The following is a 22,029-nucleotide window of genomic DNA, read 5'->3' as shown; positions in this document are numbered from 1 at the left end:
GCGATCCCGGTCCGAGCCTCGTGCTCGGGCCGGGATTCCCGTATTTGGCCGGAATGTCGTTATTGTTTCGCCATGACCACCCGTTGCCAGAAAATTGCTGTTGCATTGGGCGTGGCCGCGCTGGCCCTCACCGGCTGCTCCTCGAACTCCAAGAGCTCCGACAAGATCGATGTCGGGGTTCTCGTGATCACCATGTTCGATCCGGAGAACGAGGTGTGGCTGCAGCGCGAGCAGCTGCCCACCACCGTCGAGGTGCCCGGTGCGTTCAAGCCGGTGCGCTGCAACGCCGACAAGCTGTGCGTGGCCGAGACCGGGCAGGGCAAGTCGAATGCCGCCACCACGATGATGGCGATCCTCGGCAGCGACAAGTTCGACTTCCGCAACACCTACTTCCTCACCGCCGGAATCGCCGGAACACCGCCTGAACAAGGCACTCTCGGCGGTGCGGCGTGGGCGCGCTGGGTGGTCGATTTCGACCTCGGCAATCACCTGGACCCGGCGGCCGCGCCCGATGTGCCGTTCGGCTATCGCCCGGTGGAGGACTACAACACCGCCGCCTATCAACTCGACGAGTCCCTCGTGGAAAAGGCCGTGGAATGGACCAAGGACGCGAAGCTCGCCGACAGTCCGGACGCGGCCGCCGAGCGCGCGCAGTACCCGGGCCAGGAGGGCCGCACGCCCGCGGTCATGAAGTGCGACACCATGACCGGTGACGACTTCTACTCCGGCAAGTTGCTCTCCGATACCGCCGGCTACATCATGTCGCAGCGCACCAAGGGGGCGGGCGTCTACTGCACGACGCAGATGGAGGACAACGCCACCGCCACGGCACTGAAGGCCCACGGTTATCTCGACCGCTACCTGTCGCTGCGCACGATGAGCAATTTCGATCAGCCGTACCCGGGCCAGTCGGTGGTGCAGCACCTCGATCAGACGAGCGGCGGGTTCAAGATCGCGCTCCAAAACCAGTACACCCTCGGCAAGCTCGTCGCCGAGCAGTTGATCAAGAACCCTCCGGCCCACTGAGTGCGGCGATGAACTGTCACTGATTCTGGCCGGGATTGTCTGGTCCGGGACGTGTTTCGTCCCGGACCATGAGCTCCATGGAACGTGGGCACTACGGTGACGACCATCGAGCATTCGCCGAATTGGCGCGCGGCTTCGTGCGCAAGGAGGTCGCGCCGCACTATCTGGAGTGGGAGGCGGCCGGGATCGTGCCGCGCTGGGTGTTCGCGCGGGCCGGCGAGCTGGGGCTGCTCGGATTCGCGGTGCCGCAGAGTTACGGCGGGCTCGGGGTCTCGGATTTCCGATTCAACCAGACCCTCATCGAGGAGTTCATGGCCGGCGATTGCGCCGGGGTCGGCCTGAATTTCGCGCTCCACAACGACATTTGCACGCCGTACCTGGTGAACCTGACAACCGAGGAACAGCGTCAGCGGTGGCTTCCGGGCTTCGTGGCGGGCACCCTGATCGCCGCCATCGCCATGACCGAACCGGGCGCGGGCTCCGATGTGGCCGGAATCCGCACCGCCGCAGTGGATATGGGCGACCACTTCCTGGTCAACGGCGCAAAGACGTTCATCACCAACGGAATCAACGCCGACCTGGTGATCACCGCCGTCCGCACCTCCCCCGAACGCCACCGCGGCCTCACCCTGCTGGTTCTCGAACGCGGCATGCCCGGCTTCGAACGCGGCCGCAACCTCGAAAAACTCGGCCTGAAATCCCAGGACACCGCCGAACTCACCTTCACCGACGTCCGCGTCCCGAAATCCAACGTGCTCGGCGAGGTCGGCCGCGGCTTCGAATACCTGATGGGCAACCTCCCCCAGGAACGCATGCAGATCGCGGTAGCCTGCCTGGCCCGAGCCCGCGTCGCCCTCGACACCACCATCGAATACGTCACCACCCGAAAGGCTTTCGGCCAACCCATAGCAGCCTTCCAGAACACCAAATTCACCCTAGCCGACGTCGCCACCGAGATCTCGGTAACCGAAGCCTTCGTCGACAAATGCGTCCTAGAACTGAACGCCCACCGCCTAACCCCCGCCGACGCCGCCAAAGCCAAACTCTGGTCCTCCGAAATGGAATTCCGCTGCATAGACCGCTGCCAACAACTCTTCGGCGGCTACGGCTACATCCGCGAATACCCCATAGCCCGAGCCGCCGCCGACGCCCGCATCACCCGCGTCTACGGCGGCACCTCCGAAATAATGCGAGAAATAATCTCCCGAACCCTAACCCCACCGACTTCCAGTGGAGACGGGAAAGAGCAGTGAGCGAGCGGATTGTCGGCGGGACACCCATGGCCAGGCTCGATCGCGAGCAGCTCATCGAATTGGTCGAACACATCCAGAACGTCGAGGCCAGCGACGAACAGCTGGATGAATGGCTCGCTCGGCTCCAGGACTCGCTGGCGGACCCCCGCATCTCCGACCACATCTTCTGGGACTCCTCTGATCCTCCGCTGACCCCGGCGCAGATCGTGGACAAGGCGCTTGCCTACCGGCCGATCGTGCTTGGCGGACCGGATTAGGCGTCGGCACAACCACTTCGGTCAACGCGGCATGCGGCATCATCGCTCATTCCCACTGACTGAAGCCAGACCGGTTTAGCCCGGGCACCCGACGTGAACGCTTTGGTGGCGATGAAAACTCAACACGCCGCGCCTACGCGAGCACTGCGACCGGCCGCGCGCCGCAGTGCTCGCTTATCACCAACAGGGTCGACTGCCGAAAAAGATTGTCAGTAGGAGGCATTGGCTCCGTACTCGGCCTGGGCCCGCGTAAAGCCGTCGTACACCAGCTGATCGATCAGTCCGGACCTAGAGAATGAGCTGAACTCGAGGTACTGCTTGGCGCTCTTTGCCGCCTGCTCGTTCCAGTCCGCATTCAGGCTGTCCACTGCGAACGTAGCGTCTGCGGTGGAGAATTCGTCGTACTCGAGCTGGTGGATCAAACCGCTGCGGGAGAAGGCAGAGAAGTCGAGGTACTGCTGGGCAGACTGGATGGCGTTGCGCTGGCTGGCGGTGATGTCCCGCTTGGCCGGGGAGAATTCGACCGCGCGGGTCGATACGGGCGCCGCGATATCGAGCCGAGCGACGTCGGCCGCTGCAGAAGCGCAGCCCCATACAGGTGCCGCCAGGGCGAGAGCCACTACCGGGGCACCGACCAGCCACACCCATTTCTGCTTCCGCGGCGCGTCAGCGGCCGCCAGGCAACTGGGATCTGCGGTGGGGAACGGCTCGACGGGGGTGGGTGTGTTCACGGGTGTCCATTCGTCAGGTGATCAGTGGAGCATCATGCAGTCGTGCCATCTGCTGACGTCAGAGCGTTGTTAGCCGGTTAGATGAGGTGGGTGCCGGTTAGGCACAGGATGTCGGTGGGATGGCAGTTCATGTCCCCTGAGCACCCACAGGACCGCGTCGGCGCGCACTCGACGCAACACGTCGCCCGGCCGACCGGATGGCCGGCATATGCGCTCAGAACCGAACGGCCGGTAGATCTTTCGCCGTGCGCCGCTATCCGAACTACGCAGCACGCTATGCGGCATGTCAGTGCGTTGGCGCTGCTATTGACCCGAGACACTGGAACTATGACCGATGATCGTGCGGAGCTGATGGCGAGTTGGACGCGGACAACCAGGCACCTCAACGCAGCGCTAGCCGAGCTGTCCGATATACCCGGCGCCAAACAATCGCACGCGCGCGAATACCTCGAACACAACGAGCTCGGGCTGGCCTTCGACTGCTTGGTTCATCTCGGCGATGATCTCGAACTTGCTCGCTCCTACTGGCAGCACCTGGACCGCGCCGCACATGAGATGCGGCTCTACTCCCCTGAAGCGGACAAATATCACCAGGCTTCCGCCCGAATCTGCCGTCTTCACTCGGCCGACAGGTCAACTCAGACGTAGGCGTCACTGTACACACGAGCAATAAAGCGGCAGTTCAGTGCGTTCGGTCGAGTGGGCTCGGCCGGCCGAAGCGACTCGCTAGATCTCGTTCGAATCGACTTCATCGAGACTGAGGTCGTATTCGTCTACATCGAGGTCCGTTGAGGTGGAGGACAAGAATTGCAGGACCTCGACGGAGAGATGCCACCCAAGAGGACGTGGCCACTTCCGGGCCTCCTCGATCGGCGTTCCACCCGGCGCACCGTGGCTGCGATCGGGATCGTGGTAGTAGCGAACGATCTGCAGCCTCGACGAGATATCTTGGTCCTCAGCCCATTTGACGAGTTGCGGGCGGCACGGTGCCAACCTGTCGATCAACCGCCCAATCTGGTCATCGATCGGATCATTCGTCTCCTCGACGATCTTCCAAACGTTCAAGCCTCGGGCTCGGCCACTCGCCGTGAGATCGCCTTTGGTGTGTGCAACATCTGGCTCGATCCCCAGAAGTGCGGTCATCATGGACGCTGACGTCATGGTGGTCTCCACAGCGAAGTAGCAGTACTGGCGAACCTTCATCACCGGGAGATTCGACCACAGCAGGACATTTCAGCCCAACGAATTCGACCGCTCATCGGCATGAGCGGACACTGTCGGCGTCCGAGACAATCTCGGCTCGTTGGTTTTTCGGAGTGCCGCGCTGGCCGGGTCGGTCAGCGCGGTGCGCGGCAATGGCGGACATTGGCCCGATTGAGCCGGTATTCCGCAGCGCGACCAAACAGGCCATTGGAGGCGGCTTGGGTGTTCCGCAGTGACCGCTGCCGAGTTGCGGCACTGCACTATTCGGCGCTCCCGCCCTCAAACAGGGGCCAGCGGGGTGCGCGGCGCGGATGCCTTGACCGTACATGCCGTACGTTCGCCTGTAAGGGCTGCGTGCAGTGTGGCGTTGTGCGAGAGTCGTTTTCGACCGTCTCATTCGCGAGCCAATCCCGGCGATCGATCTGGTGGCGTTGGCGAGCGGCATCCGAGCGGCAGCGTGTACGACGATAGGAAGGAGTTCGAATCATGGCGATCGACGATCAGGATGTAGCGGCAGTGCCCGCGGCCGAGGAGGCCAAAGCGCAGATCAGCGAGGCGGTACAAGAGCTGAGTCCTGATGAGAAGGCGGCGGGCGCAGAGGTTCTGGGCAAGCTGAAAGAATCCGCAAACGGCTTCCTCATCCAATTCACGCTGCAGGAGCTCATCGATCTGCTCCAACCCGGGGAAGGGGACGAGGAAGGCGACCTGGAAACTCAGTCGTAGACACAGGTTCACCTGCGAACGCGATCGGAGCCGGTGTCGTTTCCGATCGCGTCCAGCACACCAATTCCAACAGGACACGAACGCTCCTCGGCATTTCAGTGCAGTGGCGATGCTGAGATCGTTTGGGCCGGTTGGTCTTCGGGTGTTACACATGCCTTGTTAGGCCGTGCGCGACAGGGTATAGCGGTTACCAGCGCGAGTGAATCTTTCGTGCCCGAGGGGCTGGTGGGCTTACGAATTCGGGAAGTTGACGATGGATAGTGCTAGTGGGAGCTCGTTGGTGCGTGGGTCGCTGTTCGGTGGTTTGGCTTGGAAGTAGGTTCCGGTCAGGTTTGCGTCGGCGTTGTTCCATGCTGCGTAGGGGATTTCGCCGGTGTAGGTGAAGGTGTCGAGGACGTAGGGGAGGCCGTCGGCCTGCATGAGGGAGGGGTTGTTCATCAGTTGGAAGTGGAGGTGGGGGGCGCTGGAGTTGCCGGTGTTGCCCAGCTTTGCGATCAGTTGGCCCTTGTGGACCTTGTCTCCGGGTTTGACCAGGAGGCTGCCCTTGAACAGGTGGGCGTACATTGCCCAGACGCCGCCGCCGAGGTCCTGGATGATGTGGTTGCCGTCCACGTTTTGGACGGTCAGCTTCGGGCCTAGTACCGGATCGGTGGCGGGGAGGATGCCGGGGGTGCCGGCGTCGACTGTGTCGAGGATTGAGCTGACGGTGCCGTCGGCTACCGCGTAGACCGGGGAGTCGTAGTCGGTGTAGCTTTCGTTTTTCGTTTTGTCGCCGCTGACGAACTCGCCGGCATCGTTGAGCCGCATCCAGTCGATGGCGAAACGCTGCGAGTTGGTCAGCTTGCCGTTGTACGGGCTGAGTGAAGTGCGGTGCGGCAAGCCGATTCCGCAGCAACCGTTGGCTGCGACCCAGTTGGTTCCCCGGATCGGAGACGCGATGACCAGCGGCTTGCCGGAGATGCCGAACGGTGCCGCGAGGTAGTTGATCGGGGTCGGCTCGGTTGCGGGTGGATTCGCGGCACCGGTGAGCGACAGCCGGTGCACGACCACGGCTGGAGCCTGCTGCACTGTGTCGAAGGTCAGGTCGATCAGCAGGGCTCGGGACTCGCCCGGTGCCATGACGGCATCCTTCGCGTCCGAAGAGGGCAGTATGCGCAGCCGATTGCAGTCGCCGAACGAACAGCTCGGATCGACCAGCTGGGGGCCGGAAATGGAGTTGAGGACGGTGTCCGGATGTTTCGCGTCGACCACCTGCACCGTCGTGAGCGTGGCCGGTAACCGTGAAGCGTTGGTCAGCTGCAGGTCATAGGAGACGTGATATTTCTTGTCGCTGCCCAGCCATGGAATCGTCGAATTGCCGACCGGTGCGACGACAACCGGGCTGTAGCTATCGGGCACGGTCACGTCGCTCGGCTCGGACTCGCCGGGACTCGGTGATCCGCTTCCGCCACTCGAGCACCCCGCGACCAGCAGTGCGACGAGCGCCGTGAGCAGCACCGCCTGGCGGGTGTACCAATGTCGCGCCATTTCAGCCTCCTCGAGTGTCGGCAGAAAATCGTGAAGCGCCGTTGGCCGCAGAGCTCCCCCGATGCGTCCGTTCAGAAAACAGTAGTGATGATAAGCCGCGAGGTGCCGGGTTTCGGCGAAAAGGTCGGTGCCCATCAACTCGGTGGCAACAGCGTCATCCATTGTGATGTCAGATTCGGAATTCAAGCGCCTGCCCGTATTTGCAATCCGAAAAGCGTTATACCACATGATAATTCGCTTCGAATGGGGCCAAGCGTCGCCTCGCGTCCTTCGAGCACCGCGTTATCGGTGCGGTCGAAACTCGGTGCTTGCCGCAGAAGGCGGGCTGGAAGCATCACACCGACAAGTACCTCGAGGCCACGCTGCGGATCGGGCATGCCGACGCGTATGCGCGGGTGAAGGCGGCTGCACTGCTGGGCACTCGTCAGGTGGCGGGGCAGGTGCTGGAGCCGGTACTCGCCTGGACGGCCGCGGTGCAGGAGCAGGGCCTGATTTCGGTGGATCATGCGCGTGCGATCGGCAAGATTATGGACCGCATCCCGGGCAAGATTGAACCCGACCAGCGTGACAAGGCTGAAATTCAGTTGGCGCAGTTCGCCACCCAGTCCACTCCCGATGACCTGCCGAAGGTTGGAGCGCGCATCCTGTCCCTCCTCGATCCCGACGGGAAGGTCACCACCGAGGCCGATCGTCTGCGCCGCCGTGGCTTCGGCTACGGCCCGCAAGGTGTCGACGGGATGTCCACCTGCTACGGCGAGCTGACCCCGGCCCTGCGCGCCTTGTTCGATCCGATCTTCGCCGACCTGGCCCGTCCCGGCATGTGCAACCCCGAGGACCCCGAAAGCCCTTGGCGTGCCGAAGGAATCGACCCGGCCGAGCTCGAGGCCGCTGCCAAGCGTGACAACCGTTCCGCCGCGCAGCGTCAGCACGACGCTTTGGTGGCGTTCCTGCGCCCGGAAATGGGCCCGACCAACCTGGGGCAGCACCGTGGCCTGCCCGTGTCCACCATCATCACCATGAGCCTGGCCGAGGTCGAAGCCGCCGCCGGTGTGGCGACAACCGCCTCGGGCGGCACGGTCCCGCTGGAGGAAGCTCTCGCTCTGGCGGAGCAGTCCAAGCCGTTCCTGGTGATCTTCGACCACGCCGGCCGTCCGCTGCACCTGGGCCACGGCAAGAAGAACCGTCTCGCCAACCCGGCGCAGCGGCTGGCGTTGATCGCCGCCGAGCGTGGCTGCACCCGCCCCGGCTGCAACGCCCCCGCCACCCTCACCCAAGTGCATCACGTCACCGATTGGGCCAAGGGCGGAGCGACCGACATCGAAAACCTCACGCTCGCTTGCGATTCCTGTCATTCCTTGGTGGGTGACGGTCCCGACAACTGGAAAACCGTTGTCATACCTCAGGATTCAGAGAACGCGGGCCGTATCGGCTGGATCGCGTCCCGGCTTGTCGACCCGACTCAGACCCCGCGAGTAAATGATCGTCATCATGCGGGGGAGTTGGTCGCGGCGGCTATACGGTCGTTACGTCCCTAATTCGAGTGGCAGCCTCACCAAAGGTGGGGCCCCTCGGGTTGCTTGCACACCGATTTGCTCGTCCGACACCGGCGTACGCAGAAATGAAAAGAAGAAGTGTGGTTGCGTCGCCTGCCCTACCGGACTTGGGCTGACGCCGGGCCGCCTACCGCCACCCACCGATCCCAGCCCACGGACTGCACGCATCGCCTTCCAAAACAACACAAAAGACCCACCACCCACCCGTTCCAGTCGTCGAGTGGCACATTTTAAGGGACAAATCACCCAAAACCCCTCCAGAATGTGCCACTCGGCGATGAACAACGGGATGATGAACGGCCGGATCGCAACCGGGGCTGGAACCGGCGGCAGGCGAGCCGAACCCAGCCACCTACCCACCCCTCCTCCTGGCCGCTTTTGTCTTTTCGTTCTTATTTCTCGTCAGCCGAGCTGCTCGGCCAAGCCGACGATGATGCCCTCGGGTCCGCGCAGGTAGCAGAGGCGGAACATCTGTTCGTACTGCTCGATCGTGCCGACCAGTTCAGAACCGCGCGCTACCAGGCGACTGACAGTGTCGTCGATGTCGTCCACAGCGAACATGATTCGCCGAATGCCGAGCGTGTTCGACGGGGCGACCTTCGGCTCGGGGGTGACCGGGGCCGGGTTGTGGAACATGGCCAGTTCGACCTTGCCGTGCCCGTCCGGGGTGCGCAGCATCGCGACCTCCTGGCGGACGTTCTCGACGGCGATGATGCGCTCCACCCACCGCCCCTCGGCGGGACCCCGACCCTCCAACTCCATGCCGAGTTCGACGAAGAACTCGATCACGCGATCGAGATCCTCAACCACGATGAGCACATTGTCCATCCGTTGAATCGCCATGACCCCGACCCTACGGCGAATATCAGCGCTTCAGGCCGTGACTGGAGGCAATGAGCCGTTCCATAACGGTGCGGGGCAGCAGACGGCGGATCAAGAACATCAGGGGCGCGTTGCTGCCGACCGCGTAGAGCGGTTGCGGGCGGGCGGAATCGACTGCGGCGACAATGGTTTCGGCGACCTTGGCGGGCGGGATGCCCTTGCTCATGGCGGCGTCGAGCCCGGCCATGAAGTTGGTGAAATCCGCGGTGTGGGGCGAGTTGTCGGCGATGTATTTGGTGCGGCGTTCGGCCAGGCCGGTGTCGATCTGGCCGGGTTCCATGGTGGTGATCCACACCCCGAACGGGGACTCTTCGAAACGGGCGGCCGTGGCGAAGCCCCGCAGGGCGGCCTTGGTGGCGACATAGGAGGATCGGTAGGGCATAGGGAAGCTGCCGAGCATGGAGCCGACCATGACGATGCGTCCGTAGCCGCGTTCACGCATGCCGGGCAAAACCGCCTGGGTGAGCGCGACCGCGCCGAAAACATTGAGCCGGAACAGTCTTTCGATGGCATCGCCGGGCAGCTCGGCCAGCGGTCCGGCCTGGCTCTCGCCCGCATTGTTGATCAGCACGTCGATCGCACCGAGTTCGGTGGCGAAGCGGTCGATCGAGGTCGCGTCGGTGAGGTCGAGGGCGCGGTATTCGACGCCGGGGACCCGGTCGGCCTCGGCCAGGCTGTCCGGATTGCGGCTGGTGCCGATCACCTTGTGGCCCCGAGCCGCGAAGGCCGCGGCGGTGGCCTTGCCGATGCCCGAGGACGCGCCGGTGACCACGACGGTACGAGTCGTATTGCTGCTCATGCCAGCACGCTATCGGGTCCGGCGGGTGGGAGGCCAGGAGCCCGGCCGGTGGGGAATTTCGGGCCAGGAACGCAGGACCGGAGTGCAGCGGGTGTGGCGGCGTCGCACGGCGGACTCGCCGGTAACCGATCGGACGCCCAGCCAGATGCCGATACCGAACGCGGGGGCCGCCAACGCGGGAATGAGCAGGATGGCGGTGGAACTCATGGTGGGGTGACCTCGATTGCTGGTCGTCGTCCAGACCGGATGTGAATGAATCGCACGGGCGGCGCGGCTGTTACGTGACGAATCGCGGCCAGGGCCGAAAAGTGCAGTGGCGTGATCGAAGTCGCGAAATGTCCGTGACCACGCGGAACATCCAAATCTGTCGGATGCGCCACACCGGACGGTCTCGCGTTGATATGTTGCGCCAACCCGATGGGGAACAGACATCGGTCGGGAGTAGTCGAAGAGGACCGCGCACATGTTCGACTGGGATTTAGTCAGAAATACCGCCAGCGTCCACGTCATGACGCAGCTCGCACAGGAACGAGGAATGCGGGTGCGGGACGCACTCGCGGGGGCAGGCTTGCCCTCGGAGGCGGTGATCGACTCGAATGCCGAGGTCACCGCCCGCCAAGAAGTAACCGTCGTACGAAATCTCTTGGCGCGCTTCGGCGATGAGCCCGGACTGGGGGTGGAGGCGGGCAGTCGCTATCACATCTCGCTGTACGGGCCGTGGGGGTTGGCGCTGCTGGCCAGCCGCACCCTGCGGGACGCGGTGGAGATCGCGCTGCGCTATGTGGAGCTGGCCTTCGTGTTCGGGCAACTGAGTTTCGAGGAGCGGGCGGGTGAGGGCTTCCTGCGCTTCGACGACAGTGAGGTGCCCGAGGATGTGCGGGCGTTCCTCACCGAGCGCGTCATGACCGGCATCCAGATGATCGGACGCGAGTTGTTCTCGGTCGGTGTTCCGATGCGGCGCTTGAGCTTCCGGCACAGCGGTCCGGGCGACACCGCCCGCTACCGGGCCGTGTTCGAGATCGAACCGATCTTCGACGCGAGCGTCAACGAGCTCGTCTTCGACGCCGCCTACCTGGATGTGGCACTGCCGCAAGCCAATGAGTGGGCGCGCAGCACCTGCGAACAAATGTGCCGGGATCTGCTGGCTCGCCGCCACGCTCGCACCGGTGTCGCGGGCGCGGTGCGAGATCTGCTGGTGCGCAACCCGGGTGAGATCCCCGATCAGGCGGCGGTGGCGGCCGAATTGTTCGTCAGCCCCCGCACCCTGTCGAGGCGGCTCAACGAGGAGGGCACCTCGTTCCGGGCGCTGCTGGACGAGGTGCGCCAGGCACTTTCGGAGGAACTGCTCGACCACACCCCGATGACCACCGAGCAGGTCGCCGCCCGCCTCGGTTACGCGGAGGCCGCCTCCTTCATCCGCGCCTTCCGGCGCTGGAAGGGGTGCCCGCCGCAGGAGTATCGGGCGCGCGGGCAGCGCGCCCGGGTACCGGAACTGGTGTAGCGCTCACCGGGCGGTCAGGAAGGTGCCGGCGTGCAGGGTGGTGCCGAATCCCAGTGCGAATTCACCGTATTCGTGCACCACCTGGCCGCCGACCACGGTGGCGGCCACCGCGCCGTCATTGCGGTTGACCATGCGCTGTAGCCCCGCCACCCCGGGGTAAGGGGCTTCGGCGTACTCGCTGCTGGATCCGTCGAAACCGGCGGGGTCGATGACGGCGATATCGGCGCGCGCCCCGGTCGTGAGCCGTCCGGCGTCGAGGCCGTACCAGTCGGCCAGCTCGCCGGTGACCCGGTGGATCGCCTGTTCGAGGGGCAGGAATCCGCGCTTGTGCGCCCGTTCGAGCAGCCGCAGCCCGAAGTTGTAGAAGGCCATATTGCGCAGGTGCGCACCGGAATCCGCGAACCCGACCTGCATCATGGGTGAGCGTTGCAGGCGGTCGAGCACGTCCTCGCGGTCGTTGGCGATGACGGTGCGCCAGCGCAGTGCCGTCCCGTGGGTCACGGTCAGATCCAGCAGTGCGTCGGCGGGATGGATGCCGCGCTCGTCGGCCACCGCTCCGAAGGACTTGCCCACCACGTCCGCCTCGGGGCAGTCGACGATGATCGCATCGTAGAGGTCCCGATTCCACACGCGCGGACCGAATTTCTTGGCCAGATCCGTGCGGAACCGCCGGCGATAATCCTCGTCGGCCAGCAGTTCGCCACGCTTTATCACATCGCGGATATTGAGCGCGGCCACCCCGGACCCGAACTCCTCGAACACCACCAGATCGACGCCGTCGGCATACACCTCGAACGGCACCGGCAGATGCTGCCACCGGAATTGCGCCCCGCCAACGGTATTCACGATCCACGCCGCCGCGGTGGCGGCACGCGCGACCGTGCGATCCGCCTTCACATCCATGCCCGCGATCAGAGTCGTCTTGAGCGGCTTGCGGATTCGCCCGGCGCTCTCGGCGAAGTAGCGGGCGATCTCGGCCCGTGTGGTCAGGTTGGGAGTGCTCTGATGCACCCGTCCGCGGCGGCGCAGAATCGCGTTGAGCGCCCGGTATTCGCGCCAGGTGGCGTAGGTCGACGGTAGCTGCCGGGTCGGGAACCGCACGCCCTCGAGTTTGGAGAACGAACTGCGGATGGTGGACAGGCCCAGGAATCCGGCGTCGAGCGCGTCCTCCAGCATCGCGCCCATGCGCGCCAGCTCCGCGTCGGTGGGCCGCGCCGCCGCGTCGACGGCACGCTCGAGACCCATCACCGTCACCCGGATATCCGAATGCCCCAGGAACGCCGCGACATTCGCGCCGAGCGGACGATCGGCGAGCGCCTTCGCGTAGGCGTGCGGGCCGTCCCAGTCCTTGTGCTCCTTGACAGCCGAGTGCACCGCGTCCCACGGCAGCGCCTCCACCCGCGCGAACAGATCGGCGCAGTCCTCGGCCTCGGCATAGATCGTCGAGAGCGAGCAGTTGCCGAGCACCACCGACGTCACTCCGTGCCGGACCGACTCGCCCAGACCGGGATTGCCGAGCACCTCGGCGTCGTAGTGGGTGTGCACATCGAGCATGCCCGGCATGACCCATTTCCCGGTGGCGTCCACGGTGCGCGCGCCCTCCGGCAGCTCGCCGCCGACGGCGACGACCTTGCCGTCGGTGACACCGACATCGGCGCGCACGCCCGGCGTGCCGCTCCCGTCGAACACCGTGCCCCCGCGAATTACCAAGTCGCACCGAGCCATGTCGCACCACCCTGTTTCTCAGCTCGCCGTCAGCGGTCGTTTCACACGCTACAACGGGAGTATGCGCGCCTTCCCCGCGATAGACGATGGGTCGCCGAATCCTGTCAGCGGGCGGGAAATGCGAATGTCGCGGTCGGGGCCCGGTGATCCGGGCCGGGCAACCGCAGCACGGCGGAACCGGTACGGGTGAGGCCCCGCAGCAGCAGGTGATCGAGCCGCGCCACCGGAAACGCGGCGGGCCAGGTGAAGCCCGGACCCACCTGCGGCCCGGCATCGGTGAAGCCCGCCGCGAACGACCGCCACTCGCGGTCGGTGCTTGCCGTATTGAAATCACCGGCAACCAGGACGCGGGGCGCCGGGTCGGAATCCAGTTGGTCCGAGAGGATCCGCAGTCCCCGATTGCGGGTCGCGGTATCGGTGGGCCGGACCGACGGCAGGTGCACCACGTACACGACCAGATCGCCCGACGGTGTCGCCACATGCGTGCGCAGGCCGCGCTGCCAGCCGATACCGACATCGGCCACCGTGGTGTCCGAGGTCGGGAAGCGGCTCCACAGTGCCACCGTGCCGCGCTCCTCGCGATAGGGGTAGGACGCGTCCAGGATTCGCTGCACCGGGGCGCGGTCGGTGCCGCCCAGTTCCTGCACGGCGAGGAGATCCGCGCCGGTCGCTGCGAGTGCCCGCGCGGTGGCAGCCGGAGTCGAGTTGTCGGCGAAGAGATTCTGCGACACCACCGTGACCGTCCCGGCCTCCCGGGCGGCCGCTGTCGCCGTCGGTGCCCACCAGGATCCGAAGGTGTAGGCCCACACCAGCAGCGGCGCGATACAGGCGGCCGCGCCGGCCGGTCGACGGCACACGACGGCCAGCACGGCCAGCAGCGGAACCGGCACGATCAGCCAGGGCGCGGCCGTGTCGAGCGCGACGCCGAGGCCGAAGATATCGGGTATCCGATCGTGGGCTGTCATCAGCAGCGTGAGAAGTGCTGCGGCGGCGACGAATACGAGCGTACCGGTGCGTCTCATCGGCCGGGGCACAGTCGCCGGGCCGCGGAGTCACCCTTCAGCCGGGCGTCGACACAGCCGCCGGGCAACCCGTCGTGGTCCGTGGTACCGAAGTTGGCGGTGACGGTGAGCTCGCCGTCGCCGAAGACGGTGCGCTGCACCAGGTGATCCTCGGTCAGCCAGCGGAAGTCGGTCATGGGCAGGGTGCCCGCCCGCTCGTGCAAGGGCGCGAAGAACTGTTGCAGCCGGGCTATCTCGGGACCGTGCTGGTTCAGCGTCGCACCGTCCAGCACGAAGTTCAGGGGCGTGTTGTTCAGGACCGCCGTCAACGCTCGCATCGTTTCCTGTTGCGGCAGCTTGTAATACGACAGCTCCCAGCGATCCAGGTTGATCAGCGAATCGTGCAGCACCGTCTCGTAGAGCGGCACCCGATAGGTCGGATCGAACATGGAGGTGACCAGATCAGCGGGCAGATCGACCGGCTTGAAGAACACCCCCGGCGCGGTGTCCGGATACCAGGCGCCCCAGGTCTTCCGGTCGCGCTGCAACGGCCACAGACCATCCGAAATCGGGTTCTGGGCACCGTGATCGAACGCCAGCACCGGGGCGGACCAGGCACCAGCCGCCTCGGAACCGAGCACCGTCTTGCGATCCTCGGCCAGCCAGTGCATCCGGGCCAGCCGATTGTCGCGGTCCTGCGCCTGCGTCATCGGGTGCGCGGGGGAGTGGTCATCGAAGAGTTCACCGGCGGCATCCACATCGAGGAAGTAGGTGTTCGCGCCATTGGCGGTCATGGCGGCGTAGCGATCCCGGTACAACGCCGGATCCTGCTTCAGCGCTTGGGAACTGAGGTAGCAGCCGCGGTTGCCGAACCCCGACTCGGTCGCGCCGTTCGCGGTATGGACGCAGCCGTCGGGCCAGACGGTGCCCGGCCAGCGCGAGGAGGGATTGTCGGCAGTGGCGGGGTCCTGGGCATTGGCCCACGAATCGTAGGGACCCGCAAGGTAGCCCGCGTCCTTCGCGGCCGTGATGGCGGCGGCGGACATCGGGTCGTCGCTGGAGTCGTAGCCGAGCCACATCTTCGTCACGCCCAGATCGTGTAGCCGCCGGGCGGTTTCGGGTTTGCGGCCGTCACCCCACACGTAGGCGTGGAAAGCGCCGAGCAGCTTGCCGATCTCGGGGTTATCGCGAATCTTGTCGCGCAGGGAGCGGAATTCGCCGTGCCGGATCAGCCAGGCACGGTAGTCCTTCGCGGCGGCGACGGGCGAATCGTCGGTGAGCGCGAAATCCACCGTGTAGTCGGCGGTTCCCGCGCTGTCCGCGAAATCGTGCGTGCCGGAAGCGATCAGCCGTCCGGCCTCGGAGGTCACGGTCAGGTTGCTGCCGATATCGGTGGGCACGATGTAGCCGACCCCTCGATCACCGAGCCGGTAACCCCAGAACGGCATGGTCAATCCTGAGCTGAGAGCAAGGGATTCGCCGATCAGACCGGTGTCGGGGCCGTTCCAGAAGCTGTCGCGGACCGGGAGCGAGAGGCCCTCGCCGCGCGGGATCTGCAGGGCGGCCGCCGCCGTGTCACGGCCGGTGACCGGCCAGCGCAGGGTGCCGTCCCGGTCGCTGTGCACGGTGACGCGCAGGCGGCCGTCCTCGGCCGTCGCCGAGACGGTCAGTGCCCGATCGGGGTAGGTCCAGGTCGCGGTCGCATCCGTGAGCTGGACCGGTCCGGGAGCGCCCAGCGCTTCGCCGGCGGGCGCGGACAGCTCGTAACTCGTGCCCGCGGCGTCGGCGGTGACCCCCAGTGTCGCGGCGTCCACGCGGGCGGTACCACCCTCGATCGGGATAACCACATGATTGCCATCCAGTCGCGGCAAGGTGGGGCCCGGGTCGTTTCCACAGAAGGTGAGCGCGGCTGCGGCGACACCGAGAACGGCCAGGACGGCCGGGGTGCGATGCGGTATCCGAAGTCTCATGCCGCCCACGCTCACGGACCGAGATGAGAGCTGGATGAGAAAGACCAGGTGGTGGTCGTCCGTATGATCCGTGGCATGCGGGTACTGGTGGTCGACGACGAAGCCGCGGTGCGGGACGCGCTGGTGCGTGCCCTCGCCACCGAGGGTTATCGGACCCTCGGCGTCGGGGACGGCGCGACCGCGCTCACCGAGATAGCCCGCTGGCAGCCGGAGGTGGTGGTGCTGGATGTGGCCATGCCGTTCATGGACGGCCTGACCACCTGCCGCACGCTGCGCGGGCGCGGCGACCGAACCCCGATCCTCATGCTCACCGCGCGCGACGCGGTCGCCGACCGGATCGAGGGACTCGACGCCGGCGCGGACGACTACCTGGTGAAGCCGTTCGATCTCGACGAGCTGCTGGCGCGGGTGCGGGCATTGGTGCGGCGCACCTATCCCGAGGACGGCGCGGTGCTCTCGACCGGGGACCTGGTGCTCGACACCACCGCGCACACCGTGCGGCGCGGGGACCGCGAAATCGAGCTCAGCAGAACCGAATTCGCGCTGCTCGAAGTGCTCATCCGCAATGCCGGACAGGCACTGCCGCGGGAAACCCTGATCGACCGGGTATGGGGGCACAATTCGTCGAACTCCCTGGAGGTGTACATCCGGTATCTGCGGCGCAAGCTCGAGGTCGACGGGGAGCCCGCGCTGATCCATACCGTGCGCGGGGTCGGCTACCGGGTGGGGCCCTCGTGACCCGGTCCGCCCGAGCCCGGCTCGGACTGCGCGGCCGGATCGCCGTATTCTTCGTGCTGGCAATGGGTTTGGCCTTGGCCGGGATGGCGGCGGCCGCCTACTTCGTGGTCGGGCACGAGTTGAACAGCACCCTCGATCTGAGCCTGCGGCGGCAGGCGACGCGCATCGCACGGCAGTTCCCGGCCGAGCCTTCGGTGGCGGCCATCTCCGGGTCGTGTCGGTATCTGGCCGCGCCGAGCTGTGTTCAGGTGGTGGCGGCCGACGGCAGCATCCGCTCCGAGCATATTCCGGATCAGTCACTGCCGGTCGATGCGCAAACACGCGCCGTCGCAGTGGGATCCGCCGATCCGTTCTTCACCGACTTCACCCTCGACGGCTACTCCATGCGGATGTACACCATCCAGTTGGAGCCGGGCAGCGCGGTGCAGGTGGCGCAGCGCGCGGACTCGGTGGACACCGGGCAGCGGCGGGTCGGGCTCGCACTGCTCGCCGCCGCGGGGGCCGGGCTCGCACTGGCCGCCGTGCTCGGCATCGTGCTGGCGCGCCGAGCCCTCGAGCCCGTGGTCACCCTGACCGAGGCGGCCGAAAGGGTCGCTCGCACACGAGATCCCAAACATCACATCGAGGTGGCCGGATCCGATGAACTGGCGCGCCTGGCGACCAGTGTCAACACCATGCTCGACGAACTCGACGAGGCACTGACCGCCGAACGCGACGCACGTGCTGCCCAGCAGCGCCTCGTCGCGGACGCCTCGCACGAGCTGCGCACCCCACTCACGGCCCTGCGTACCAATATCGACCTATTGCGACGCGCCGACCGCATGCCGCCCGCCGACCTCGACGCGACCGTGGCCGCGTTGCGTGTGCAGTCCGAGGAACTCTCGGGCCTGGTCACCGATCTCATCGACCTGGCCCGCGCCGACGACCCGGACGCGGTCCCCGACACCCTCGAGGATCTGCGGCTGGATCGGCTCGCCGACGACTGCCTCATCACGGCCCGAAGGCATTGGCCCGCACTCGATTTCGATGCCGACCTGAACGCGGTGACGGTCCGGGGCGTGCCCGCGCGGCTGTCGCGGGCGATCACCAATCTGCTCGACAATGCCGCCAAGTTCAGCCCGCCGGGCGGCACCGTGCATCTCACCGTCGCCGGTCACGCGCTGTCGGTGCGCGATGCGGGGCCCGGGATTCCGGCCGAGGACCGGGCACACATCTTCGACCGTTTCTATCGCTCACCCGCGGCGCGGGCGACCCCGGGCCACGGCCTCGGGCTGGCCATCGTCGCGCAGGTCGCCGGACTCCACGACGCCGAGGTCGGCGTCGAATCCAGCTCCGGCGGTACATGTTTCACGCTCACCTTTCCCGAGTAACGAGCTGTCAGGTCGGTGTCGGACAGAACGGCGCACAGGACGCCGGTGGGGTCGGGACCGGACTCGGAGGTTCGTCGAAATGCGCGGAACTCACCAGGACCATGAGTCCGATGGCGATTCCCAGCACCGCCGCGGCGGCGGTGGCCACGATTCCCCAGTTCAGCCGGGGGAAGGTGACGATCTCGCTGCCGTCGTCGAGAGCGAGGAAGATGACCGCCGCACTGGTCGGCGATCGAGACAATTGATACAGAACAGTGTTCCGCCACCAGTTTCCGGCCATGGCAGCACGCGAGCCTTTGTTTCCGAGTGATTTTGTTACCCGAGTGATTCTCCGAGTTGCCGTGATCACGGCAACTCCCAGGCTACGCCCGAAATGTCGCGATAGCTAACGGCTATGTAATCGTCGCCGACTGTTCACCTGAGTAGTTCTGCGGTGGCGGCCCGCCCGTTGTGCGACAAGGATCGAACCTGTTGCCGGACGGCCGATATGGAGCATGATGAACGACAATCCGCGACGCCCGAAGGGACTCGGCAAGCGAGCCTGGGTCGCCACCCATCTGGTGCGCCGCATCCTGCGCACCCTGGCCTGGTCGAATTTCGTGCACGTCACCGGGATCGGCCGTGAGCACGTCCCGGCGTCCGGCGCGGCCATCGTGGCAAGCAATCACCTCTCGATGCTCGATGCCGTCTTCCTCTGGGGAGCGCTGCGCCGCCGCGCCGTCGCGATCGCCATGGCCGAGTTGTGGTCGTGGCCCGTGGTCGGCTGGCTGGTCCGCCGGCTGGGCCAGATTCCGGTGGTTCGCCGCGATTCCGAGTCCGGCCGGGCCGCCACCGCACAAGCCGAGCAAATCCTGCGCCACGGCGGAGTTCTCATCATCTATCCGGAGGGCCGCCTGGTTTCACCCGGTGACCACGAGCCCTACAAGCCGGGCGTCGCGAAACTGGCGCTGGCCACCGGAGTTCCGATCATCCCGGTCGCCACCGTCGGCACCGACGGCGTCCTGCCCACCCGCCGCGCCCGCGGCGACGGCCCCGCCTTCAACCGCCGCCACCCGGTCACCATTCATTTCGGCGAGCCCATCAACCCCGCCGACTTCGACGACCCGGACAAGCTGCTGGATCACCTGCGTCAGCGCATCGAAGACCTACGGGCCCAATCCCGCTGACCTCGGTGTCCGGTGTGCGGCTAGGGTCGGCCGGGTGAAGGTGCAAGTCATCCCCGGCCGATTGCTCGAAGTCCCCACCGCGGACGTGACCGGGATGGATCGCCGCGCCTTCGGCGAATTCATCGGTCCCGGTGGCGAACTCGCGTCCTACGCCTTCGGCTGGACCACCGGCGCCGACCCGCACGCCGGTCGGTTCAGCATCGGCATCGGCGCCGGGAATCCGGGCGGCGCAACCTTTCACGCGGTCGTGTTCGAGCACGAGGGCACCCACGCATTCGCTCTGGTGGACGAACCGTTCGAGCAGGTGCCGCAGGGCGGCCCCGACTTCACCGCCGAACAGGCCCGCGCCCACCAGGATCTGCCGTTCATCTGGTGGGTCGTCGACAACGTCATGCAGCGCGACCCCCGCGCGTGGTGGATGCGCCACTGGTTGTTGGGGACACAGTGCATCCAGACACCCGAGGTCTTCGAGCTGAACGAACCGGTCCTGTTCGTCAGCAATGACGATGACGATGAGTACTGGCAGTTGATCGGCACCACCGATGCCGGTACCGAAGGCCGGATCGGACACCTCTCGCACGCGATCGACGAGGATCCCACACTGATGGACATCCTCGATCTCGAGCCGGGGTTCGAGGGTACCCGCGCCACTCCGGGCGGTCCCTGGACCAGGTCCGCCGCGATCGACTGAGCGGGTTACTCCACGATCGCGTCGACCTCGATTTCGACCAGCAGGGCCGGGTCGATCAAGGCGCTGACCTCGAGCATGCTCGCGGCCGGGCGGATGTCGGCGAACACCTCGCCGTGGGCCTTGCCGACCTCCTCCCAGCGGCTGATGTCGGTGACGAACATGCGGGTGCGGACCACGTGTTCGACCCCGGCTCCCACCTCGGCGAGGGCGGCGGTGATGCGGCGCAATGCCTCTCGGGTCTGCTCGCCGATATCGTCGCCACCCACCGCGCCGCCCTCGGGAGTCGCCGCAGTGGTCCCGGCCACCGAAACCCACTGGCCCACACGGACGGCCCGCGAGTAGCCCACGATCGGCTCCCACGCCGCACCCGAAGAAACAATCTGTCGATTCGTCACCCGGCCCATTCTGCCCGGCGCGGCAAATGGATTCCGGGCCGGCGGACAGTGCCGCGGGTCAGGGGGACGGCAGGGCCTGGCACAGGGCGTCCAGGGCGGGGGCGAACGCGTGGTCGGCGGGGGTGCCGTAGCCGATGACCAGGCCGTCGCGGTCGGGCATGGTGGTGGCGGGGTGGCGGTAGCGGTGCAGGCCGTCGAGGGCCAGGCCGAGGCGGCGGGCGGCCCGGACCGTGGATTTCTCCGTACCGGGCGGCAATTCGAGCACGGCGTGCAATCCGGCCGCGATGCCGCTGACCCGGACGTGTGGGGCGCGTTCGGCCAGGGTGTGGACCAGCAGGGCACGGCGGCGACGATGAGTGGCGCGGCTGCGGCGCAGGTGGCGGTCGTAGGCCCCGGTGCGGAGGAAGTCGGCGAGCGCCAGCTGGGTGACGACGCTGACCCACAGCTCGCGAGATCCCTTGGCGGCCAGGACGGTATCGATCAAGGCGTCGGGGAGCACCATCCAGCCCAGTCGCAGCGCGGGGGACAGGCTTTTGCTCACCGAGCCGAGATAGGCGATCCGATCGGGATCCAGGCCCTGGAGCGCCCCGATCGGCTCACGGTCGTAACGGAATTCGCCGTCGTAGTCGTCCTCGATCAGCAGCCCCCCGGTCGAGCGGACCCAATCCACCACGGTCGCACGGCGTTCCGGATTCAGAGGGCCGCCGGTGGGGTACTGGTGTGCGGGAGTGAGGACGACGGCGCGGGCGGCGGTGGCACGCAGCTCGTCCACGACCGCGCCGTGGCCGTCCACGCTGATGGGTATCGTGTCGATCCCATTGGCGTGCACGGTATTCCGATGGAAGTCGAGGCCGTAAGCTTCCATGGCGATCGGTCCGTCCAGCACCTGGGTGAGCAGTTGCAGCCCGTGCGCGAAGCCCGCGCAGATGAGGATCCGGTCCGGTTCGGCACGGACGCCACGCGCCCGGCTCAGATACTCCGCGACCGCGTCCCGCAACTCCGGGCGTCCCCGCGGATCACCTACGCCGAACGCGTCATGGGGTGCGGACGCCAGCGCCCGGCGGGTGGAGGTGGCCCAGTCGCTGCGCGGAAAGGCCGCGGCATTGGGGGAACTGGGCTGCAGATCGTGCAGCACCCGCTGCGGGCCGGGTCGCACGGGATCTACCCGGTGCCGGATCGGTGCGGGCGCGGCGCGCTGGGCGACCCGGGTACCGGAACCCTGCCGGGCGGTGAGCCAGCCCTCCTCCACCAGCTCGGCATACGCGGCGGCCACGGTATTGCGCGCGATGCCGAGGTCGGCGGCGAGGCCGCGATAGGGCGGCAGCCGGGTCCCGGGAGCGAGCCGCCCGGACCGGATGGCGTCCCGCAACGCCGACATGAGCTGCGCGCGAAGGCCGCCCGCACCCGTGAGCTCCACGTGCAGATCGACCCCGGCCACCTCGCCGGACCCGGAATTGGCCCAATCATCTGCCACAGAAATGCACCTTATCAGTGGGCCTTTCGATCCGTAGTTTCGTG

At 66.4% G+C, this 22,029-nt stretch carries 23 protein-coding genes and 1 pseudogene; 12 read left to right on the top strand and 12 right to left on the bottom strand.

The features are described from left to right. Positions 1-72: 72 nt before the first annotated feature. The 3 genes from ACFXHA_RS38445 (at position 73) to ACFXHA_RS38435 (ending at position 2,536) form a co-directional block, all read left to right on the top strand. A complete protein-coding gene (locus ACFXHA_RS38445; protein ID WP_379365134.1) occupies positions 73-1,026 on the top strand; it encodes a purine-nucleoside phosphorylase in 954 nt (317 codons plus the stop codon). A gap of 77 nt (positions 1,027-1,103) precedes the next feature. After that, positions 1,104-2,279, top strand: a complete 1,176-nt coding sequence (locus ACFXHA_RS38440; RefSeq protein ID WP_379365132.1) for an acyl-CoA dehydrogenase family protein — start codon at positions 1,104-1,106, stop codon at positions 2,277-2,279. After that, on the top strand, positions 2,276-2,536 hold the full coding sequence (locus ACFXHA_RS38435; RefSeq protein WP_379365130.1) for a hypothetical protein: 261 nt from the start codon (positions 2,276-2,278) through the stop codon (positions 2,534-2,536). Before ACFXHA_RS38440 ends, ACFXHA_RS38435 begins: the two co-directional genes overlap by 4 nt. A 209-nt stretch (positions 2,537-2,745) precedes the next feature. On the opposite strand, the gene ACFXHA_RS38430 is transcribed toward ACFXHA_RS38435, so the two are convergent. After that, positions 2,746-3,267, bottom strand: coding sequence for an Ltp family lipoprotein (locus ACFXHA_RS38430; protein WP_379365128.1), 522 nt, complete (start codon positions 3,265-3,267; stop codon positions 2,746-2,748). 327 nt (positions 3,268-3,594) lie between these two features. Here ACFXHA_RS38430 and ACFXHA_RS38425 point away from each other — a divergent pair, with 327 nt between their 5' ends. Next, positions 3,595-3,915 (top strand): MafI family immunity protein, encoded by a 321-nt coding sequence (locus tag ACFXHA_RS38425; RefSeq protein ID WP_379365126.1) that lies wholly within the window; start codon positions 3,595-3,597, stop codon positions 3,913-3,915. A gap of 78 nt (positions 3,916-3,993) precedes the next feature. On the opposite strand, the gene ACFXHA_RS38420 is transcribed toward ACFXHA_RS38425, so the two are convergent. Further along, the gene (locus ACFXHA_RS38420) at positions 3,994-4,470 is read right to left on the bottom strand and encodes a DUF4279 domain-containing protein (protein WP_379365124.1); all 477 of its coding nucleotides are present in this window, start codon (positions 4,468-4,470) and stop codon (positions 3,994-3,996) included. 486 nt (positions 4,471-4,956) lie between these two features. Here ACFXHA_RS38420 and ACFXHA_RS38415 point away from each other — a divergent pair, with 486 nt between their 5' ends. Further along, on the top strand, positions 4,957-5,193 hold the full coding sequence (locus ACFXHA_RS38415) for a hypothetical protein (protein WP_379365122.1): 237 nt from the start codon (positions 4,957-4,959) through the stop codon (positions 5,191-5,193). Positions 5,194-5,424: 231 nt separating this feature from the next. Here the strand turns inward: ACFXHA_RS38415 and ACFXHA_RS38410 are convergent, their stop codons facing one another. Beyond that, positions 5,425-6,720, bottom strand: coding sequence for a M23 family metallopeptidase (locus ACFXHA_RS38410; protein WP_379365120.1), 1,296 nt, complete (start codon positions 6,718-6,720; stop codon positions 5,425-5,427). A gap of 257 nt (positions 6,721-6,977) precedes the next feature. Here ACFXHA_RS38410 and ACFXHA_RS38405 point away from each other — a divergent pair. After that, a pseudogene (locus ACFXHA_RS38405) lies at positions 6,978-7,925 on the top strand (DUF222 domain-containing protein); the annotation flags it as partial. A gap of 6 nt (positions 7,926-7,931) precedes the next feature. Continuing rightward, positions 7,932-8,255 carry an HNH endonuclease signature motif containing protein gene (locus tag ACFXHA_RS38400; protein WP_379365317.1) on the top strand — a complete coding sequence of 108 codons (324 nt, stop codon included), beginning with the start codon at positions 7,932-7,934 and terminating at the stop codon, positions 8,253-8,255. A 420-nt stretch (positions 8,256-8,675) separates the two neighbouring features. Here the strand turns inward: ACFXHA_RS38400 and ACFXHA_RS38395 are convergent, their stop codons facing one another. Genes ACFXHA_RS38395 through ACFXHA_RS38385 form a run of 3 tightly spaced genes read right to left on the bottom strand, consistent with a single transcriptional unit; the run spans position 8,676 to position 10,161 of the window. Then, the gene (locus tag ACFXHA_RS38395) at positions 8,676-9,116 is read right to left on the bottom strand and encodes a VOC family protein (protein WP_379365118.1); all 441 of its coding nucleotides are present in this window, start codon (positions 9,114-9,116) and stop codon (positions 8,676-8,678) included. A gap of 22 nt (positions 9,117-9,138) precedes the next feature. After that, positions 9,139-9,954 carry an SDR family oxidoreductase gene (locus tag ACFXHA_RS38390; protein WP_379365116.1) on the bottom strand — a complete coding sequence of 272 codons (816 nt, stop codon included), beginning with the start codon at positions 9,952-9,954 and terminating at the stop codon, positions 9,139-9,141. 9 nt (positions 9,955-9,963) lie between these two features. Further along, a complete protein-coding gene (locus ACFXHA_RS38385; protein WP_379365114.1) occupies positions 9,964-10,161 on the bottom strand; it encodes a hypothetical protein in 198 nt (65 codons plus the stop codon). Between the two features lie 301 nt (positions 10,162-10,462). Between ACFXHA_RS38385 and ACFXHA_RS38380 the strand changes: the two genes are divergently transcribed. Further along, a complete protein-coding gene (locus ACFXHA_RS38380) occupies positions 10,463-11,455 on the top strand; it encodes an AraC family transcriptional regulator (protein ID WP_379365112.1) in 993 nt (330 codons plus the stop codon). Between the two features lie 3 nt (positions 11,456-11,458). On the opposite strand, the gene ACFXHA_RS38375 is transcribed toward ACFXHA_RS38380, so the two are convergent. The 3 genes from ACFXHA_RS38375 to ACFXHA_RS38365 form a co-directional block, all read right to left on the bottom strand. Continuing rightward, on the bottom strand, positions 11,459-13,180 hold the full coding sequence (locus ACFXHA_RS38375) for an amidohydrolase family protein (protein ID WP_379365110.1): 1,722 nt from the start codon (positions 13,178-13,180) through the stop codon (positions 11,459-11,461). Between the two features lie 104 nt (positions 13,181-13,284). Next, positions 13,285-14,202 (bottom strand): endonuclease/exonuclease/phosphatase family protein, encoded by a 918-nt coding sequence (locus ACFXHA_RS38370; protein ID WP_379365108.1) that lies wholly within the window; start codon positions 14,200-14,202, stop codon positions 13,285-13,287. Then, entirely contained in the window at positions 14,199-16,151 is a 1,953-nt protein-coding gene (locus ACFXHA_RS38365; protein WP_379365107.1) for a glycoside hydrolase, read from the bottom strand. Before ACFXHA_RS38365 ends, ACFXHA_RS38370 begins: the two co-directional genes overlap by 4 nt. Positions 16,152-16,226: 75 nt before the next feature. Here ACFXHA_RS38365 and ACFXHA_RS38360 point away from each other — a divergent pair, with 75 nt between their 5' ends. Together ACFXHA_RS38360 and ACFXHA_RS38355 are read left to right on the top strand one after the other, a co-directional pair. Next, complete coding sequence (locus ACFXHA_RS38360; protein ID WP_379365105.1) at positions 16,227-16,889, top strand: response regulator transcription factor; 663 nt, start codon at positions 16,227-16,229, stop codon at positions 16,887-16,889. Then, positions 16,886-18,259 carry an ATP-binding protein gene (locus ACFXHA_RS38355; RefSeq protein ID WP_379365103.1) on the top strand — a complete coding sequence of 458 codons (1,374 nt, stop codon included), beginning with the start codon at positions 16,886-16,888 and terminating at the stop codon, positions 18,257-18,259. The genes ACFXHA_RS38360 and ACFXHA_RS38355 overlap by 4 nt, the downstream gene beginning before the upstream one ends. A gap of 7 nt (positions 18,260-18,266) precedes the next feature. Here the strand turns inward: ACFXHA_RS38355 and ACFXHA_RS38350 are convergent, their stop codons facing one another. Beyond that, a complete protein-coding gene (locus ACFXHA_RS38350; protein ID WP_379365101.1) occupies positions 18,267-18,500 on the bottom strand; it encodes a hypothetical protein in 234 nt (77 codons plus the stop codon). A gap of 256 nt (positions 18,501-18,756) precedes the next feature. On the opposite strand from ACFXHA_RS38350, the gene ACFXHA_RS38345 reads away from it, so the two are divergent. Continuing rightward, on the top strand, positions 18,757-19,425 hold the full coding sequence (locus ACFXHA_RS38345; protein ID WP_379365099.1) for a lysophospholipid acyltransferase family protein: 669 nt from the start codon (positions 18,757-18,759) through the stop codon (positions 19,423-19,425). Positions 19,426-19,459: 34 nt separating this feature from the next. Next, positions 19,460-20,116 (top strand): hypothetical protein, encoded by a 657-nt coding sequence (locus tag ACFXHA_RS38340; RefSeq protein ID WP_379365097.1) that lies wholly within the window; start codon positions 19,460-19,462, stop codon positions 20,114-20,116. A gap of 5 nt (positions 20,117-20,121) precedes the next feature. On the opposite strand, the gene ACFXHA_RS38335 is transcribed toward ACFXHA_RS38340, so the two are convergent. Further along, positions 20,122-20,520 (bottom strand): RidA family protein, encoded by a 399-nt coding sequence (locus tag ACFXHA_RS38335; protein ID WP_379365095.1) that lies wholly within the window; start codon positions 20,518-20,520, stop codon positions 20,122-20,124. 49 nt (positions 20,521-20,569) lie between these two features. Then, positions 20,570-21,985 carry a PLP-dependent aminotransferase family protein gene (locus tag ACFXHA_RS38330; RefSeq protein ID WP_379365093.1) on the bottom strand — a complete coding sequence of 472 codons (1,416 nt, stop codon included), beginning with the start codon at positions 21,983-21,985 and terminating at the stop codon, positions 20,570-20,572. Between the last annotated feature and the right edge of the window lie 44 nt (positions 21,986-22,029).

The sequence above is a fragment of the Nocardia sp. NPDC059240 genome (assembly GCF_042753865.1).
Lineage (GTDB): Bacteria > Actinomycetota > Actinomycetes > Mycobacteriales > Mycobacteriaceae > Nocardia.
This window is presented reverse-complemented; position numbering and strand designations above follow the sequence as displayed.